Source organism: Mesorhizobium sp. M8A.F.Ca.ET.165.01.1.1 (genome assembly GCF_004792065.1).
Taxonomy (GTDB): domain Bacteria; phylum Pseudomonadota; class Alphaproteobacteria; order Rhizobiales; family Rhizobiaceae; genus Mesorhizobium.
In genome coordinates this window covers 1-18,896 of the sequence record NZ_SRTH01000002.1, presented here as the reverse complement: position 1 = coordinate 18,896, position 18,896 = coordinate 1, and the positions used below count along the sequence as shown (strand labels likewise).

14 protein-coding genes are annotated in these 18,896 nt (G+C 62.9%); 4 read left to right on the top strand and 10 right to left on the bottom strand.

Going from position 1 to position 18,896, the window contains the following annotated elements; all coding sequences use genetic code 11:
• Positions 1-72: 72 nt before the first annotated feature.
• The 8 genes from EN808_RS04630 to EN808_RS04595 all read right to left on the bottom strand — a co-directional run bounded on the left by EN808_RS04630 (position 73) and on the right by EN808_RS04595 (position 12,386).
• Positions 73-1,701, bottom strand: coding sequence for an alpha-D-glucose phosphate-specific phosphoglucomutase (locus EN808_RS04630; protein ID WP_127276089.1), 1,629 nt, complete (start codon positions 1,699-1,701; stop codon positions 73-75).
• Between the two features lie 3 nt (positions 1,702-1,704).
• Positions 1,705-3,150 carry a glycogen synthase GlgA gene (gene glgA, locus EN808_RS04625; RefSeq protein ID WP_127276090.1) on the bottom strand — a complete coding sequence of 482 codons (1,446 nt, stop codon included), beginning with the start codon at positions 3,148-3,150 and terminating at the stop codon, positions 1,705-1,707.
• 21 nt (positions 3,151-3,171) lie between these two features.
• Positions 3,172-4,437, bottom strand: coding sequence for a glucose-1-phosphate adenylyltransferase (gene glgC / locus EN808_RS04620; RefSeq protein ID WP_127276091.1), 1,266 nt, complete (start codon positions 4,435-4,437; stop codon positions 3,172-3,174).
• 51 nt (positions 4,438-4,488) lie between these two features.
• Positions 4,489-6,702, bottom strand: coding sequence for a 1,4-alpha-glucan branching protein GlgB (glgB, locus tag EN808_RS04615; protein WP_127276092.1), 2,214 nt, complete (start codon positions 6,700-6,702; stop codon positions 4,489-4,491).
• A 71-nt stretch (positions 6,703-6,773) separates the two neighbouring features.
• Complete coding sequence (locus tag EN808_RS04610; RefSeq protein WP_135915271.1) at positions 6,774-9,236, bottom strand: glycogen/starch/alpha-glucan phosphorylase; 2,463 nt, start codon at positions 9,234-9,236, stop codon at positions 6,774-6,776.
• A 134-nt stretch (positions 9,237-9,370) separates the two neighbouring features.
• Positions 9,371-10,153 carry an ATP-binding cassette domain-containing protein gene (locus EN808_RS04605; RefSeq protein WP_127276094.1) on the bottom strand — a complete coding sequence of 261 codons (783 nt, stop codon included), beginning with the start codon at positions 10,151-10,153 and terminating at the stop codon, positions 9,371-9,373.
• On the bottom strand, positions 10,150-11,211 hold the full coding sequence (locus EN808_RS04600; RefSeq protein ID WP_127276095.1) for an ABC transporter permease: 1,062 nt from the start codon (positions 11,209-11,211) through the stop codon (positions 10,150-10,152). Before EN808_RS04600 ends, EN808_RS04605 begins: the two co-directional genes overlap by 4 nt.
• A 158-nt stretch (positions 11,212-11,369) precedes the next feature.
• Positions 11,370-12,386 (bottom strand): sugar ABC transporter substrate-binding protein, encoded by a 1,017-nt coding sequence (locus EN808_RS04595; RefSeq protein ID WP_167531230.1) that lies wholly within the window; start codon positions 12,384-12,386, stop codon positions 11,370-11,372.
• A 230-nt stretch (positions 12,387-12,616) separates the two neighbouring features.
• On the opposite strand from EN808_RS04595, the gene EN808_RS04590 reads away from it, so the two are divergent.
• The 4 genes from EN808_RS04590 (at position 12,617) to EN808_RS04575 (ending at position 16,581) form a co-directional block, all read left to right on the top strand.
• Entirely contained in the window at positions 12,617-13,843 is a 1,227-nt protein-coding gene (locus EN808_RS04590) for an ROK family transcriptional regulator (RefSeq protein WP_135884237.1), read from the top strand.
• On the top strand, positions 13,844-14,290 hold the full coding sequence (locus tag EN808_RS04585) for an RbsD/FucU domain-containing protein (protein WP_135884235.1): 447 nt from the start codon (positions 13,844-13,846) through the stop codon (positions 14,288-14,290). It abuts the gene before it with no gap.
• Positions 14,287-15,210 (top strand): carbohydrate kinase, encoded by a 924-nt coding sequence (locus EN808_RS04580; RefSeq protein ID WP_135915270.1) that lies wholly within the window; start codon positions 14,287-14,289, stop codon positions 15,208-15,210. The genes EN808_RS04585 and EN808_RS04580 overlap by 4 nt, the downstream gene beginning before the upstream one ends.
• Positions 15,211-15,438: 228 nt before the next feature.
• Complete coding sequence (locus EN808_RS04575) at positions 15,439-16,581, top strand: DegT/DnrJ/EryC1/StrS aminotransferase family protein (RefSeq protein WP_135915269.1); 1,143 nt, start codon at positions 15,439-15,441, stop codon at positions 16,579-16,581.
• Between the two features lie 57 nt (positions 16,582-16,638).
• On the opposite strand, the gene EN808_RS04570 is transcribed toward EN808_RS04575, so the two are convergent.
• Both EN808_RS04570 and cysQ read right to left on the bottom strand, forming a co-directional pair.
• Complete coding sequence (locus EN808_RS04570; RefSeq protein WP_135915268.1) at positions 16,639-17,901, bottom strand: O-antigen ligase family protein; 1,263 nt, start codon at positions 17,899-17,901, stop codon at positions 16,639-16,641.
• Positions 17,902-17,960: 59 nt separating this feature from the next.
• Entirely contained in the window at positions 17,961-18,761 is an 801-nt protein-coding gene (cysQ, locus tag EN808_RS04565) for a 3'(2'),5'-bisphosphate nucleotidase CysQ (protein ID WP_167531229.1), read from the bottom strand.
• Positions 18,762-18,896: the final 135 nt, after the last annotated feature.

The window sequence follows — 18,896 nt, the reverse complement described above, 5'->3', positions numbered from 1 at the left end:
CACCCCTCATCCGTCGCCTTCGGCGACACCTTCTCCCACAAGGGGAGAAGGGGGAGTCGCGCCTCCCCACCCTCAAGTAATCACGCTCGGTTTGTCGCGGCCGGTGTGGCTCTTGATCCCGGCAATGTCGTCGGCGGCGGCGATGAGATCGGCGAGCGCCTCCTGCGTGTCGAGATCGTGCCTCGACTTGTCCGGCTCGTAGCGCTCGATGTAGACGCGGAGGGTCGCGCCCGAGGTGCCGGTGCCGGAGAGGCGGAAGACGACGCGTGAGCCGCCTTCGAACAGCACCCTTATGCCCTGGTGCTCGCTGGTCGAGCCGTCGACCGGGTCGTGATAGGCAAAATCGTCGGCATTGGCGATCTTCAAGCCGCGCACGCTGGTGCCGGGCAGCGAGCCGAGCTTGGCCCTGAGTTCGTCGACCAGCGCATTGGCGCGGTCGCTCTCCACCTCTTCATAGTCATGCCGCGAATAGTAATTGCGCCCATAGGCCGCCCAGTGCTCGGTGACGATCTGCTGGCAGCTTTCGCCGCGCGCGGCGAGGATGTTGAGCCACAGGAGCACCGCCCACAGACCGTCCTTTTCGCGGACATGGTTGGAGCCGGTGCCGGCACTTTCCTCACCGCAGATCGTCGCCATGCCGGCGTCGAGCAGATTGCCGAAGAACTTCCAGCCGGTCGGCGTCTCGTAAATGCCGATGCCGAGCTTGTGAGCGACGCGGTCGGCGGCACCGCTGGTCGGCATCGAGCGGGCGATGCCCTTCAGCCCGTCCTTGTAGCCGGGCGCCAGGCGGGCATTGGCGGCAAGCATGGCGACCGAATCCGACGGGGTGACGAAAATGCCCTTGCCGATGATCAAATTGCGGTCGCCGTCGCCGTCGGAGGCGGCGCCGAAATCCGGCGCGTCCGGCCCCATCATCTCGTCATAGAGGTGCTTGGCATGGACAAGGTTGGGATCGGGGTGATGGCCGCCGAAATCGGGCAGCGGCTTGAAATTGCGGCAGGTGCCGTTCGGTGCGCCGAGCCGGTGTTCGAGGATTTCCTTGGCGTAGGGTCCGGTCACCGCGTGCATGGCGTCGAAGCGCATGCGAAAGCCCGACTTGAACAGTTTGCGCAACGCGTCGAAATCGAACAGGCTCTCCATCAGTTCGGCATAGTCGGTGACCGGATCGATGATCTCGACGGTCATGCCGCCGGCCTTGACGGTGCCGACCGTATCGATGTCGATTGGATCGATGTCGGCGATCTTGAAGCTCGAAATCGCCTTGGTCCTGGCAAAGATGGCGTCGGTCAGCTTTTCCGGCGCCGGGCCGCCATTGCCGGCATTGTACTTGATGCCAAAATCCTCATGCGGGCCGCCGGGATTATGGCTGGCCGACAGGATGATGCCGCCGAAGGTCTTGTATTTGCGGATGACATGCGAGGCCGCCGGCGTCGACAATATGCCGCCCTGCCCTACCATCACCTTGCCGAAGCCGTTGCCGGCGGCCATGGCAATGGCCTTCTGGATGACCTCGCGGTTGTAGAAGCGGCCATCGCCGCCGATGACCAGGGTCTTGCCGGCAAATCCGTCGAGCGCGTCGAAGATCGACTGGATGAAGTTCTCGGCATAGTGCTCCTGCTGGAACACTGGCACCTTCTTGCGCAGTCCCGACGTGCCGGGCTTCTGGTCGGAATAGGGCTTGGTGGGGACGGTGCGTATCATGCTTCAGGCAACCCTTTTCGAAAGCAGCAGGCGATAGAGTTCGACGTATTTTTCGGCGCTTCGATCCCACGACACATCGGTCTTCATGCCCTGGCGCTGGATGGTCTCGAAGGTTGCGGAACTGGCGTGGGCGTCGGCCAGGCGGCGGATGGCGTGCAGCAGCGCGCCGCCATTGTTGGGGGCAAACTGGAAGCCGGTCGCCACGCCGGCTGCAATCGCCGCTTCGTTGGCGTCGATGATGGTGTCGGCGAGGCCGCCGGTGCGCGCGACGACCGGCACGCAGCCATAGCGCAGGCCGTAAAGCTGCGTCAGCCCGCAAGGTTCGAAGCGCGAAGGGATGACGATGGCGTCGCAGCCGCCCTGCATGATGTGCGACAGCCCCTCGTCATAGCCGACGACCACACCGATGCGGCCACGGTGGCGTGCGGCGGCCGCCAGCAGCGCGCCTTCGAGGCCGGCGTCGCCCGAGCCGAGGATAGCCAGCCTGGCGCCTGTCGCAACGATGCCGTCGATCACCGTCGCCAATATGTCCATGCCCTTCTGCCAGGTCAGCCGGCTGACGACACAGACAATCGGGCTGCCGTCGCGGTCGAGACCGAAACGGTCCTCGACGGCCGCCCTGTTGGGCGCGCGGGCCTTCAACGTTTCGGCCGTATAGGTCGACACCAGATGTCTATCGGTTGCTGGATCCCAGATGGCGGTGTCGATGCCGTTGACGATGCCATGGAGATCGCTTGAACGCATGTTGATGAGACCATCGAGGCCCATGCCGAATTCCGGTGAACGGATCTCCTGCGCATAGGTCGGGCTCACCGTGGTGATTGCCCAGGCCGCCTGCAGACCCGCCTTGAGGAAGCCGACGCCGCCATAATATTCGACGCCGTCAAGCGCCATCGCCGCGGCCGGCAGACCGAGTTCGCCGAAGATGCCGGCGCCGAACTGACCCTGGAAGGCGAGATTGTGGACGGTCATCATTGATGGCGTGCCAACCGCCTTGCCGTAACGCATATAAGCCAGCGTCATCGCCGACTGCCAGTCATGGGCATGCACGATGTCAGGCAGGTAGCCCGAAATGGCGCCGCCGGCGATATCGGCGCCGGCCTGGCTCAGCGCCGCGAAGCGCCGCCAATTGTCCGGCCAATCCGCGCCCGAGGCGTTGCCATAGGGGCCGCCGGGGCGGTCGAACAGATGCGGCGCGTCGAGCACGAACAAATCGAGCCCGGCGACCTCGACGGCATGGATCGCGGCCTTGCCGCCTTGCAACAAGGGGTATTGGTAGACGGCCTTCTTTTTCTTGAAGGCGCCCATCACCACCGGAAAACCCGGAATGAGCGTGCGCATGGTCACGCCCTTGGCCGCGAGCGCGATCGGCAGCGCCCCGGTTACGTCGGCAAGCCCGCCGGTCTTGATCAGCGGGAAGATTTCGGGCGTGACCGACAGAACATGCATGCGCCTACAATCCGATCCGGCCTAAAGCTTCAGCTTGTCGATCATGTCCTGGGTGACCAGGCAGATGCCCTTTTCCGAAACCCGAAAACGCTTGGCGTCGAGCGCGGGATCCTCGCCGACCACCAGCCCTTCCGGTATCCTTACACCGTGGTCGATCACGACGCGCTTCAACTTTGCGTTCCGGCCGACATGAACGTCGGGCAGCATGACGACTTCTTCGAGTGCCGAATAGGAATTGATGCGCGCGCCGGTGAAGATCAGGCTCTTCTTCAGCGAAGCGCCCGAGACGATGCAATCGCCCGACACCAGTGACGACACGGCAGAACCGCGCCTGCCATCCTCGTCGTGGACGAATTTTGCCGGCGGCTTCAGCTCGGCATAAGTCCAGATCGGCCAGTCGCGGTCGTAGAGGTCGAGTTCCGGCGTCACGTCGGTCAAGTCGATGTTGGCTTCCCAATAGGCATCGACCGTGCCGACATCGCGCCAGTAGGCCTCGTTCTCGGCGGTCGAACGCACGCAGGACTTGGTGAAGCGGTGCGCGATCGCCTTACCGTGCGTGACGATATAGGGGATGATGTCCTTGCCGAAGTCGCGGCTGGAGCCCGGCTCGGCGGCATCGCGGCGCAGCTGTTCCATCAGGAACTTGGTCTTGAAGACGTAGATGCCCATCGAGGCCAAGGCGAATTCCGGGTTACCCGGAATGCCGGGCGGATCAACGGGCTTTTCGACGAAGGCGATGATGTTGTCCTTGGCATCGACATGCATGACGCCGAAGCCTGTCGCTTCCATGCGCGGCACTTCGAGGCAGCCGACCGTGACATCGGCGCCGGCATCGACATGCTGGCGCAGCATCAGCTCGTAATCCATCTTGTAGATGTGGTCGCCGGCCAGGATCACCATGTATTCCGGGCCATAAGCCTCGATGATGTCGATGTTCTGGTAGACGGCGTCAGCCGTGCCTTCATACCATTGCGTTTCCGACACGCGCTGGCTCGCCGGCAGGATGTCGAAGCTCTCGTTTCGTTCGGGCCGCAGGAAGTTCCAGCCGCGTTGCAGGTGGCGGATCAGCGAATGCGCCTTGTACTGGGTGGCGACGCCGAGGCGGCGGATGCCAGAGTTCAGTGCATTGGAGAGCGCGAAATCGATGATGCGCGTCTTGCCGCCGAAATAGACCGCCGGCTTGGCGCGCCGATCGGTCAGCTCCTTGAGGCGGCTGCCGCGTCCGCCGGCCAGCACATAGGCCATGGCGTCGCGGGCCAGCGGCTGGGTTCTTTTCAAGTCTGCCATTTATACCCTCCCAAGTTACTCGTCTTTATGCGTTGACCAGCCTTAACGAGTTCAGTCGTCGGCGAGTTCAAGCATGATCGTCGACAGCGGCGGCAGAAGCATCGTTGCCGAGATGCTCTTGCCCTCCGCCCTCGCCTCGACCACGCCGCCATTGCCCATGCCGGAGCCGCCATATTCGGAAGCATCGGTGTTGATGATCTCGCGCCACTTGCCGGCCTTCGGCAGAGGTACACGATAATTGTCGCGCGGCACCGGCGTGAAATTGGAGATGACGGCGACCGGATTGCCGCCAGGAGCGTTGCGCACCCAGGCGAAAACCGAATTCTGGCTGTCGTCGACGATCAGCCAGGAAAACCCTTCGGGCTCGCAGTCGCGGCCATGCAGGGCCGGACGTGAACGGTAGAGATAGTTGAGATCGCGCACCGTCTGCCAGACGCCGCGATGCGGCCGGAAATCGAGCAGGTTCCAATCAAGCGCGCGCGCCTCGCTCCATTCGCGGCGCTGCGCGAATTCCTGGCCCATGAACAGCAGCTTCTTGCCGGGATAACCCCACATGAAGCCGTAATAGGCACGCAAGGTCGCGAATTTCTGCCAGTCGTCACCGGCCATCTTGCCCAGCAGCGTGCCTTTGCCGTGCACGACCTCGTCATGCGAGAGCGGCAGCACGAAATTCTCCGAGAAGGCGTAGGTCAGACCGAAGGTCAGCTCGTTGTGATGGTGCTTGCGGAAAATCGGCTCCTTGGAAAAATACTCCAGCGTGTCGTGCATGAAGCCCATGTTCCACTTGAAGCCGAAGCCCAGCCCGCCTTCATGAACGGGCGCCGAGACCTTTGGCCATGAAGTCGATTCCTCGGCGATAGTCATGACACCGGGATGGTGCCCGTAGAGCTCCTTGTTCATCTTCTGCAGGAAGCTGACCGCCTCGAGGTTTTCGCGCCCACCCTTTTCGTTGGGAATCCATTCGCCCTGCTTGCGCGAATAGTCGAGGTAGAGCATCGAGGCCACCGCGTCGACGCGAAGACCGTCGACATGGTATTTTTCGGCCCAGAACAAGGCGTTGTTGACGAGGAACGACACCACCTCGCGGCGGCCGAAATTGTAGATCGCGGTGTTCCAGTCCGGGTGGAAGCCCTTGCGCGGGTCGGCATGCTCGTAGAGCGCGGTGCCGTCGAAATGGACCAGACCGTGCTCGTCGACAGGAAAATGCGCCGGCACCCAGTCTAGGATTACGCCGATGCCGGCACGATGGGCGCCATCGACAAAGCGAGCAAAGCCGTCCGGATCGCCGAAGCGGGCCGATGGCGCGTAGAGGCCGGTGGTCTGATAACCCCAGGACGGGTCATAGGGATGCTCGGAGATCGGCAGGAATTCGATGTGGGTGAACCCGGCCTCGACCACATAAGGGATCAGCCGGTCGGCCAGCTCATCCCAGGACAGGAAGGTGCCGTCGTCGCGAAGCTGCCAGGAACCGGCATGGACTTCGTAGATCGAGATGGCTTCGCGCCGGGGGTCGGCGTTGCGCCAGAAATTGCGATGCGCCTCGTCGCCCCATGGATGCGCCGGGGGCACCGCGGTCACCGAGGCCGTTGCCGGGCGCAGCTCCGACTTGAAGGCGAATGGATCGGCTTTCAGCGGCAATCTCACGCCGTCGGGACCTATGATTTCATATTTATAGGGCCGGCCGGCGCCGATATCGGGAATGAACAGCTCCCAGATGCCGGTGTCGCGACGGTCGCGCATCGTATGCCGGCGCCCGTCCCAGTCATTGAAATCGCCGACCACCGAGACGCGCCTGGCATTTGGGGCCCATACCGCGAAATGCACGCCGGTGGCGCCTTCGTGCTCAATGACATGGGCGCCGAGCTTGTCGAACAACCTGAGATGCGAGCCCTCGGCGATATAGTAATCGTCCATCGGTCCGAGCACCGGACCGAACGAATAGGGATCGGTCAGCCACCAGTCGCCGCCGGCATTGCGCGCGTGGTAGCGGAGCGGCTGGCGCTTCCTGATCGACAGCTTGCCCTCGAAGAAACCGGCTTCGTCGCGCCTGGTCAATTCGCCTGCCTCGATGCCGGTCAGCGTGTAGGCGGTGACGGACTGCGCATGCGGAACGAAGCAGCGCGCGAACAGGCTCTTGCCGGCCTCCTGAACACCGAGAACCGCAAAAGGATCACCGTGCGTACCGGCGACAATCGCCTCGACATCGCTGGCTGACGCCAGTCCGTCCGGCCCGCTTGTCGCAGCGGTCGCGCGCGGCTTCCTCATCAGGCGGTCGCCCTCCCCGGGCACCAAATGTTTGTTTTTGCGGCCATCGTTCGTGGCCTCATGCAATCATATCAGACGGGCACGTTCCAGATTTCTTTGGCGTATTGGCGGATCGTGCGATCGGAAGAGAACCAGCCGACGCGCGCGACGTTGCGGATGGCGCGGGCGTACCAGTCCGGGCTGTTGCGCCAGACGGCATCGACGTCGCGCTGGCAGGCGGCATAGGCGTCGAAATCCGCCGCGACCATGAACCAGTCGCTGTCGTAGAGGCCGTTGATCAGATCGCGGTAGCGATTGGGATCATCGGGGGAGAAGACGCCCGAAGAAACGGCCGCGACCGCCTGCGCCAGTTCGGGGGACGCCTCGATGACGCCGCGGGGATTGTAGCCATTGTTGCGCCGCTCGGCGACTTCTTCGGTGGTGAGGCCAAAGATGAAGATGTTGTCGTCGCCGACATGCTCCTTGATCTCGACATTGGCGCCGTCGAGCGTGCCGATGGTCAGTGCGCCGTTCAGCGCGAACTTCATGTTGCCGGTTCCCGACGCTTCCATGCCGGCGGTCGAGATCTGCTCCGAGAGATCGGCGGCCGGCATCAGCACCTCGGCCAGGCTGACATTGTAGTTCGGTACGAACACGACCTTGAGCAGGCCGCGCACCGAAGGGTCACTGTTGATCACCCTGGCGACGTCGTTGGCCAGTTTGATGATCAGCTTGGCGTTGTGGTAGCTGGGCGCGGCCTTGCCGCCGAAGAATTTCACGCGTGGCATCCAGTCGCGCTCGGGATGCGAGCGGATCTGGTCATAGAGCGCGATCGCTTCGAGGATGTTGAGGAGCTGACGCTTGTATTCGTGGATACGCTTGACCTGAATGTCGAAGAGCGCCGAAGGGTCGAGCTTGATGCCGAGGCGGTCGGCGACCAAGTTGGCTAGCCTCACCTTGTTCTGGCGCTTCACGGCGGCGAATTTTTCGCGGAAGGCGGTGTCGTCGGCGAGCGGATCGAGCCCCTTGATCGCCTCGATGTCATCCATGAAGCGATCGCCGATCGCCTCGCGGGCGAGCGCGGTAAGGCCCGGATTGCACTGGATGAGCCAGCGCCGCGGCGTGATGCCATTGGTCTTGTTGTTGATGCGGTCGGGATAGAGCCGGTGCAGGTCGGCGAACACCGTCTCCTTCATCAGTTCGGTATGCAGCGCCGACACGCCGTTGATCGAATGCGAACCGACAAAGGCCAGATTGCCCATGCGCACCCGGCGGTCGCCATTCTCCTGGATCAGCGAGATACGGCTGATCTGCTCATCGGAGAATTGATCAGTGGCGCGCGCCTCCAGCAGCACCTGCGCGTTGATGGCGTAGACGATCTGCATATGACGCGGCAAAAGCCGCTCGAACAGCGGCACCGGCCAGCTTTCCAGCGCCTCGGGCAGCAGCGTGTGGTTGGTGTAGCCGAAGGTACGCTTGGTGATATCCCAGGCGAGATCGAAATCCATGCCGTGGACGTCCATCAGAAGCCGCATCAACTCCGGCACGGCGATTGCCGGATGGGTGTCGTTGAGGTGGATCGCCGCCTTGTCGGGAAGCGACTTCAGGTCGCCATATTGGCTCAGATGCCGCTGGACGATGTCCTGCAGCGAGGCGGTGGAGAAGAAATATTCCTGCCTGAGCCTGAGTTCCTGTCCGGCCATGTGGGAATCGGCGGGATAGAGCACGCGCGACAGCGCATCGGCCTTGTTGCTTTCGGCCAGCGCCCCGATGTGGTCGCCGGCGTTGAACTTGTCGAGTAGGATCGGATCGATCGGCATGCCTGACCAAAGGCGCAACGTGTTGACGCGCTTGGCGCGCCAGCCGGCCACGGGCGTGTCATAGGCAACCGCCAGAACATGCTCCCTCGGTTTCCAGACATGGCGTTCGAGCCGGCCGTCCCTGGAGGTGATCGATTCGACCGAACCGCCGAAGCCGACTTCGAAGGAGCGCTCGCGCCGCTCGAACTCCCAGGGGTTGCCGTGGTCCAGCCAGGTCTCGGGCAGTTCGACCTGCCAACCGTCATGGATTTCCTGGCGGAACATGCCGTTGGCATAGCGGATGCCGTAGCCATGCGCGGGAATGTCGACGGTCGCCATGCTTTCCATGAAGCACGCGGCGAGCCGGCCAAGGCCGCCATTGCCAAGGGCAGCGTCCGGCTCGAGCGCGGCGATCAGGTCGAGATCGACGCCGAGCGAGGACAGCGCCTCACGCATGTTCTCCATCAGGCCGAGATTGGAAAAGGCGTCGCGCATCAGACGTCCGATCAGGAACTCGAGCGACAGGTAATAGACGCGCTTTTCCTGCTGGTCGTAGGCTTCCTTGGTCGCCTGCATCCAGTGGTCGACGACGCGGTCGCGCACGACCTTGATCGAGGCGGTCAGCCAGTCGTACTGGGTCGCGACGGTGGTGTCCTTGCCGACCCGGTATTTGAGCGACATCAAGACTTCTTCGGCGAGCGTCTTGGGATCGGGATTGTCGAGAGCGGGGGCTTCGATCGTCATGGCGGATGTCATATCGCCTCTCGTTCGGTTTGGCCTGATCATACCGGCTTTCACCGTTTCTCCCAGCCCATCCTAGTGCATTGCAGCATGTTTTCAATCGATTTAGAGAACACCCCCGCCTCCTTACCCAGCGGCAATCAGGCAGTTCAGGCCGCCAATGCCGTCTCCGGGGGTGCTTTTGCACCGGTCATGAAGGCAACGGCATCAGACATCGTATATTGCTTGGGGTCGATGACGCACAGGCGACGGCCAAGACGGTGGATGTGGATGCGGTCGGCCACTTCGAAGACGTGCGGCATGTTGTGCGAGATGAGCACGATCGGCAGGCCGCGCTTCTTCACGTCGAGGATCAGTTCGAGCACGCGGCGGCTCTCCTTGACGCCGAGCGCCGCCGTCGGCTCGTCCATGATGACCATCTTCGAGCCGAAGGCGGCGGCGCGGGCCACCGCCACGCCCTGGCGTTGGCCGCCCGACAGCGTCTCCACCGCCTGGCTGATGTTCTGGATGGTCATCAGGCCGAGTTCGGTAAGCTTGTCGCGGGCGCGCTTTTCCATTGCCGGACGGTCCAGCATGCGAAGCCACTGGCCGACGAAGCCGGGTTTGCGGATCTCGCGGCCGAGGAACATGTTGTCGGCGATCGACAGCGCCGGCGACAGCGCGAGGTTCTGGTAGACGGTTTCGATGCCGGCTTCGCGCGCTTCCATCGGCGACTTGAAGGAGACGGGTTTGCCTTCAAGCCGGATTTCGCCCTCGTCCGGCACGGCCGCGCCGGAAATCGCCTTGATGAGCGACGACTTGCCGGCGCCGTTGTCGCCGATGACGGCAAGGATTTCGCCGGGGTATAGGTCGAAATCGGCATTGTCGAGAGCGGTGACGCGGCCATAGCGCTTGACCAGGCCGCGCGCGGTGAGGATGGGTTCCTGGGTCATGCCGAAACCTTTCTGATCCATTGGTCGATGGCGACGGCGCCGATGATCAGCACGCCGGTGAGGAGCACTTTCCATTGCGGATCGGCGCCCAGCATGTTGAGGCCCATCGAGACGACGCCGACGATCATCGCGCCGAACAAGGTGCCGAGGATGGAGCCGCGACCGCCGAAGAGAGAAATACCACCGATCACCGTCGCGGTGATGGCCTGCAGATTGTAGTCGGTGACGGCGGCTGATGGCGAGATCGAGCCGTTGCGGCCGATGGAGACCCAGGCCGCGAAAGCGGCGATCAGCCCGGCAAGGGTGTAGACCGTCACCAGCACCTTCTTGGTCTGGATGCCAGACAGCTTCGCCGCCTCCTGGTCGTCGCCGACGGCGTAGACATGACGGCCCCATGCGGTGTGGTTGAGCACGTACCAAAGGACCATCACGAGCACGACCGTGGCAATGACACCGAGCGTCAGCACCGCCGTGCCGACCTTGAAGCTCAGGGCGAACAGATGCAGCAGCGGCGCTTGAGTGTCGACGTCGGTGTCGCGGATCGTCTCATTGGCCGAATAGATGAAGTTCGTGGCCATGACGATGTTCCAGGTGCCAAGCGTCACGATGAAGGGCGGCAACTTCATATAGGCGACCAGCAGTCCGTTCAGCAGCCCGCAAGCCGCACCGGCGGCAAGCCCGATCGCCACGGCGAGCACGCTCGGCATGCCGTAGCTGACCGCGCAATTGCCCATGATCACGGCAGAAATCACCATGATCACCCCGATCGACAGGTCAATGCCGGCGGTCAGGATGACCAGAGTCTGAGCGGCCCCGAGAATGCCGACGATGGCGATCTGCTGCAGGATCAGCGTCAGCGTGTAGGACGAGAAGAACCGCCCTCCGATCGCGATGCCGAAGATGATGATCGACAGAAGCAGCACGATCAGCGGCACCGCCGCCGGCGTTGAATGCAGAAAATGCTGGATGCGCTTGACGGCTGATTTGTGCTCGTCGAAAGCGGCCACGCTTGTGTCGCTGGCCGAGAGAACCTTCTCGAATTCCTGAGCTTGAGCCATGTTTCCTCCCCGTAGGGCTTCAGCCACGCGCTGACGCCGTCCACGCCTTCCGGTCTGTCGCCGGGATTGTTCGCGTTTACAGTGATGTATCGTCCACCCGATGCGGCCGGGGATCAAGTCCCCCCGGCCGATCGGTTCTGTTACCGGTCAGGCCAGCATCAGCCCCAGCACTTGGCGAGGCCTTCCTTGGTGTCGATGGACTTGACGCCCTTGGCCGGCTTGTCGGTGACGAGGTTGACGCCGGTGTCGAAGAAGTTCTTGCCCTCGGTCGGCTTCGGCTTGGTACCATCCTTGGCGAAAGCGGCGATCGCCTCGATGCCGAGCGCGGCCATCTGCAGCGGATATTGCTGCGAGGTGGCGCCGATGACGCCTTCGGTGACCGACTTCACGCCGGGGCAGCCGCCGTCGACCGAGACGATCAGCACCTGGCTTTCGAGGCCGACGGCCTTGAGCGCCTGGTAGGCACCGACCGCGGCCGGCTCGTTGATGGTGTGAATGACGGTGATGGTGTTGTCCTTCTGCAGAAGGTTTTCCATCGCCTTGCGGCCGCCCTCTTCATTGCCGTTCGTCACATCGTGGCCGACGATACGCGGATCGGTCTCATCGCCGATCTTGTTGGGATCCTTCACGTCGATGCCGTAGCCCATCATGAAGCCCTGATCGCGCAGAACGTCCACGGTCGGCTGCGAGGGGGTCAGGTCGAGGAAGCCGATCTTGGCGTCCTTGGCCTTGTCGCCCAGCGTCGCGGCGGCCCAGGCACCGATCAGCTTGCCGGCCTCCAGATTGTCGGTTGCGAAGGTCGCGTCGGCGGCGTCGATCGGATCGAGCGGCGTGTCGAGCGCAATCACCAGCAGGCCCGCATCGCGCGCCTTCTTCACCGTCGGCACGATGCCCTTGGTGTCGGACGCGGTGATCAAAATGCCCTTGGCGCCGTCGGCGATGCAGCTTTCGATCGCCGCCACCTGGCTCTCGCTGTCACCGTCGATCTTGCCCGCATAGGTCTTGAGATCGACGCCGAGTTCCTTGGCCTTGGCGGTAGCGCCCTCCTTCATCTTGACGAAGAACGGATTGGTGTCGGTCTTGGTGATCAGGCAGGCGCCGACGCCGGCGGCGGATGCGGACGAAGCGAACGCCATCAGACCCAGCGCGGCCGCCGCAAAAACGGTGGACTTCAACAATTTTGTATTGGTCACGATTTTCCTCCCAGTGGAACATTTTCGAATGCCGGCCAACCGGCACCCGCACGGCATCCAGGCGACTTCTCCCAGCGCGGATGCCAGATCAAAAAACACCAGACCAAGGCATCTGTCAATAATTAAATCACTCTTATTTATTATTGACAGCCTTGCGTCCTTCACTCATTCTGACCCAAAAGCATTGCCGGGGAAACGACGGGAGGAACAGGGTGGAGACCGCCACTGCGAGGCATGGTTCGCCCGAAGCGAATGAGAGCCTTATTCACCGCGGCACCAACCAGAGCGGCATGCGCGATCACAATGAGCGCCTGGTGCTTTCGCTGGTGCGTCAGCACGGCAGTCTGGCGAAGTCCGACATCGCCCGCATGACCGGACTTTCGGCGCAGACAGTCTCGGTCATCATGCGCGAACTGGAGGAAGAAAGCCTGCTCGTGCGTCAGGCGCCGTTGCGCGGCAAGATCGGCCAGCCCTCGATCCCCATGGCGCTCAACCCCGAAGGCGCCTTCTTCATCGGCCTCAAGATCGGCCGCCGCAGCGCCGAACTCGTGCTGATCGATTTCCTCGGCAACGTGCGCGCAATGCTGCAGCACTCCTACCGCTACCCTGCCCCACGCGAAACGGTCGAGTTCGTCACGTCAGGCATGAAGACGATGCGCGGCGCGCTGACACCGGCGCAGGACAAACGCATTGCCGGACTCGGCATCGCCATGCCGTTCGAGCTGTGGAACTGGGCCGACACCGCCGGCGCGCCGCGCGAGGTCATGGACGAATGGCGCCATCGCGATATCAGGACCGACATCCAGACGCAGTGCGATTTTCCGGTCTATCTGCAGAACGACGCCACCTCGGCCTGCGGCGCCGAACTGGTCTTCGGCCAGACGGGCGCGGCGCGGGACTTCGTCTATTTCTACATCGGCGCCTTTGCCGGTGGCGGCATCGTGCTCAACGGCCGGCTGTTCGGCGGACCGACCGGCAATGCCGGCGCGCTCGGCTCCATGCCCGTGCCCGGGCCGGGTGGAAAACCGACCCAGCTGATCGACGTGGCCTCGATCGCCATGCTCGAAAAAACACTCAATGCGCGTGGCGTCGAGGCCTCGTATCTGTGGACCTCACCCGAGGATTGGGGGGAGATCGGCGCCGAACTCGACGAGTGGATCGCCAGCGCCTCGCAGGCACTCGCTTACGCCATCGTCGCAGCGTCCTCGGTCATCGATTTCGAGGCCGCGGTGATCGACGGCTGGATGCCGAAGGCCGTGCGCCAGAAGCTGGTCGAGGCGGTCGTGACGGCAATCGGCGCCATCGACGGCGAAGGGCTGAAACTTCCGGCGGTCCGCGAGGGAAGCGTGGGCATCCATGCACGGGCGCTCGGCGGCGCCAGCTTGCCGCTTTCCGAACGCTTCCTGATCGGTTCGACGACGATCGCCAGGAGCGCCTGAATGCTGATCGGGATTCCGGCGCTGCTTGGTCCGGAGCTTCTGGCAACGTTGCGCGCCATGGGGCATGGTGACGAGATTGCCCTGGTCGACGGGAACTATCCGGCGCTGGAGCAGGCAAGACGCCTCGTCCGGACCGACGGCCATGCCCTCATTCCCGTACTCGACGCGATACTGACGCTGCTTCCGGTCGACGATGCGGTTCCGGAGGCGCTGTTTCGAGCCTCGGTGAAAGGCGATCCGTCGCTTGCCGACCCTGTCCATCGTGAAATGGAGGCGATCTGCGCCAAGCGCGCACCAGGCCGCAAGGTGGTTGCGCTGGCCGGCGCCGACTTCTATGCACGGGTCAAATCGGCGCATGCCATCGTCGCGACGAGCGAGCCGCGGCTTTACGCCAACATCATCATCCGCAAGGGCGTGATCTATCCGCCGGAGACCAGGAAGCCATGATCCTCTGCTGTGGCGAAGCCCTCATCGACATGCTGCCGCGCACCACCACGCAGGGTGAGCCGGCCTTCGCTCCCTATGTCGGCGGCGCTGTTTTCAACACGGCGATCGCACTCGGCCGGCTCGGCGCGCCGGCCGGCTTCTTCTCCGGCCTGTCGTCGGACCTGTTTGGCGGGCAATTCAGGGAGGCGCTCGGAGCGAGCAAGGTCAGTTCGACCTACGCGCACACATCGCCCCGGCCGACGACACTGGCCTTCGTGCGGCTGAACAACGGCCAGGCGACCTACACCTTCTATGACGAGAACACGGCCGGGCGCATGCTGACCATCGAGGACCTGCCGCAACTCGGCGGCGAGATCGAGGCGATGCTGTTCGGCGCCATCAGCCTGATCTCGGAGCCGGCTGGCTCGGCCTATGAGGAATTCATGCGGCGCGAGCACGAGGCCCGCGTGATGATGCTCGATCCCAACATCCGGCCGAACTTCATCCCCGACAAGGCCAAGCACCTCAGGCGCATCCGGGAGATGATGGCGATGGCCGACATCGTCAAACTTTCGGACGAAGACCTCAACTGGTTCGGTGAAGCCGGTTCGCACGAGGATGTCGTGCGCAATTGGCTCGACCGCGGCCCGAAACTGATCGTCGTCACGCATGGCAGCGAAGGCGCCGTTGGCTATAGCAAGCAGCACCGTGTCACCGTCATGCCGGAGACAGTGAAGGTGGCGGACACCGTCGGCGCCGGAGACACGTTCAACGCCGGCATCCTTGCCTCCCTGCATGAGCAAGGCCTGCTGACGAAGGCGGCGATTTCCAGCCTGTCGCAAGACGCTATCGGCAAAGCATTGGCGCTCGGCGCCAAGGCGGCGGCGGTGACGGTATCACGGGCCGGCGCCAATCCCCCATGGCGGCACGAGATCGGCTGATCGGCCCTCCAGCGCGATCACTTTATGTTTCCATGCGCCGGAAAACCGCGATAGACATGGCCTGAATTGCGCCGCCAAGGCCGGATTCCCGGCTTTTTAGGCCAATGCGCCGGCAAAACACGGTAACGGGCTGCGACACTTGCGCCATATGCCCGGCCCGCAGCCGGCTTTTTCAGCCGCGCCAAGTCTGGTACCAGCGGGCCGGTTAGGGCAGGTATTGAGGCCGACATGCAGTTCATCGATCTTGGCGCGCAGCGCGAACGAATCCGCGACCGGCTGAAAGCCGCGATCGACCACGTCGTCGAAGATGGCCGCTACATCCTGGGCCCCCAGGTCGCCGAATTCGAGAAGAAGCTCGCCGCCTATGTCGGCGTCAAGCATGTGGTTGCCTGCGCCAACGGCACCGACGCACTGCTTTTGCCGCTGTTCGCCGCCGGCATCGGCCCAGGTGACGCGGTGTTCGTGCCGAGCTTTACCTTCGCCGCCACGGCGGAAGTGGTGGCGCTGGCCAAGGCCGAGCCGGTTTTCGTCGATGTCGATCCGAAGACCTACAACATCGACATCGCCAGCCTCGAGGCGGCGATCGCGGCCATCAAGAAGGAAGGCCGACTGAAGCCGAAGGCGATCATCCCCGTCGACCTGTTCGGTCTTGCCGCCGACTATGAGGCGATCATGGCCATCGCCAATCGCGAAGGCCTGTTGGTGATCGAGGATGCCGCCCAGTCCATGGGCGGCTCGCTCGAAGGCAGGATGTGCGGCGGGTTCGGCCATGTCGGCTCGACCAGCTTCTATCCGGCCAAGCCGCTCGGCTGCTATGGCGACGGCGGCGCGATGTTCACCAATGACGACGCTCTGGCCGACGCGCTGCGTTCCTTCGCCTTCCACGGCAAGGGCGAGACGCAGTACGACAACGTCCGCGTCGGCATCAATTCACGGCTCGATACGCTTCAGGCGGCGATCCTGATCGAGAAGCTCGCCATCCTCGAGGAAGAAATGGTGGCGCGGCAAGTGGTCGCCCAGCGTTACGCGGAAGGCCTCGGCGACATCGTCACCGCAGCCCGCAACCTGGATGGCAGCCGCTCGGCGTGGGCGCAATACGCGATCGAGACGCCGAAACGCGATGGCCTTAAGGCGCATCTGAGCGAAAAGGGCATCCCGTCCGTCATCTACTACGTCAAGCCGCTGCATGAGCAGATCGCCTATCGCGACTACCCGCGCACGCCGACCGGTCTTGCCGTTTCGGAGGACCTGCCGAAACGCATCCTGTGCCTGCCGATGCACCCCTATCTCAGCGAGTCCGATCAGAACCGGATCATCGAAACGATCCGCAACTATATCGGCTCGAACTCGGCGCAGGCCGCGGCCGAATAGGCGCCGGATACCAGAGGCGACACCTCGCCGGCATAGGCGGTCGTGCGCTTCGCGCCGCTATTTTGAGAAGGTCGCTGCGCGTCTTGTGATCCGGTCATCCGTTCCCGGCCGGGCCACGGAACGGCACTGCAATATGCAGATGCCCGCTGTGAAGACCAAAGTGCCCAGCACCCATGACAACCAGATCCGATGGTCGACCGACAGTTCGACAACAGCTATGATCAGATAGCTGCTGGCTATGAAATGGCAGGGGCCGCTCAAACGGCCGATCATTCTTATGATCGCGCCCAGGAGCACCCCGTACACAATGATGCCCAGCGCTCCCAACTCGTACCACAAATCGAATACGATATTGTGCGCGCTCGGAAGATCCGCCTGCGCGTAATATGTGGGATTCACCACGACCCCGACCGCGTTTCTCATCATATTGGCGCCATGGCCGAGAACCGGCTGCTCCGCAATGTGGGGCGAGATCATCTGCCAAAGATCAAGCCGCGCGGCGAACGTTCCCGGATAGAAAGCCAGCCAGCCCGTTGTTTTGAGGTAGGCAAACAGCGGCGAGACGACGAAAGGGGCAATCAGGGCAAGAGACAAATAGGCGGCGAAGAATCCGACCAAGGCGTGCTGGCGGTATTTGTCGGGCATGACAAACATCGCCGCCACGAAGACAATCGCCAGATTGACGCCGGTCGATTGGCCGTAGAGCAATGTCAGCACGGCAAAGAGAGCCGCAAGCCCCTTCCAGACCAGCCTCGGCTGCGCAAGAAATATGACGGCAAAAAAAGCTCCGTAGACCGTGATCTTGTGGAGGGTGAAAACATTTTCCACAAATCTCGGATCTTCGGTCAAAAACGCAAAATACAGTTCCCAACCCATCACCGACACCAGGCCAATCAACATGCCGAATAACGAGACCCGTGCCAGCCGGTCGCGTTGAGCGTCCGGAAGCGCCAGAATGCACTCAAACAGCAAGATGGCGGCGACCGAGTAGCCAAACACGTCCTTCGCCGCCATGAGAGAGCGGCTCGCGTCGACCGACCACAGGGCGCTCGACAGGACAAAGCCGGACAAGAGAGCCAGAGTGACGGCCAGGCCTATCGTTGCCCTGCCAAAGCGTGCCCCCTTGGTCAAAAGGGTAAGAGCACCCATGAGTGCCGCGACAAATGCCAGGGCCGTGGGAGACATTTCGACGAAGACGAAAAGGGCGGGAGAGAGGGCGTAGAGGCCCAGCAACATCCTGAGGCCTAGTTCATCTCGACTGCTGGTCCATACCGGAAATCCGCCCAAAATGACGGCATGGCATTTCTGAAAAAAGGACATTCAACTACCGACTCAGGGAACGTCCATACAGGATAGGCCATCTACGGGAGGTTTCCACCTCAACGTTCGATGCGCCTTCCGGTTGCAGCGCTGCCGCTGGCAATGAAATGCGGATTGGCAAAGTCCTCGTCATCGGCCTGGTTGCGCTTGCCATAGGCCAAGGGCTTGCCGTCCAGCGTCCGCGTCGTGCCGCCGGCGGCGCGCAGCACCGCGTCACCCGCCGCGGTGTCCCATTCCATGGTGCGACCGAAGCGCGGATAGACATCCGCCTCGCCATTGGCGAGGAGGCAGAATTTCAGCGACGAACCGACCGAGACGATCTCGGCGGCGCCAAGGTCGCGAATATAGGCTTCGGTTTCCGGCGTGTTGTGCGAGCGGCTGGCGACCACTGCCAACGGCGACGCGGCCGTTCTCACCGAAATCGGCCGACGGGCGATAATCTGGTAATCGCCGTCGATGTCGAGGACTTCCGCCCTGCCCGGCAGACCGGAAAAGAAGCGGCCACCGCAAGGGGCGAAGACGACGCCAACTTCCGGCACGCCATGGCGGACAAGCGCGATATTGACGGTGAAGTCGGTGCGCCGGTTGACGAATTCCTTGGTGCCGTCAAGCGGATCAACAAGGAAGAAAGCCTCGCCAAGTTCGCCCGGCATGACACCGGCAGCCGCTTCTTCCTCGGCCACGCAGGGAATGTCGGGGAATTCCGTACGCAGGCCGGCAAGAATGATCTTCTCGCTCTCGCGGTCCGCCTCGGTCACCGGCGAGGAGTCCGATTTGCGGTCGACCGCGCAGCCGGCATGGAACACGCGCATGACCTCGCGCCCGGCCGCCAGCGCCAGCCGCTCGAAGATTTCGAGCATCGACCTGTCGTCAGATGCCGCCGCCATTGTCATATTGCTCTTCGGCAATGTCACGCTCGTCCAGCCAGTGTTCCAGGGTATCTACCATCTCTTCGGCCGACTTGCCGAGCGTCTTGAGATGGATCTCCGGTTTCT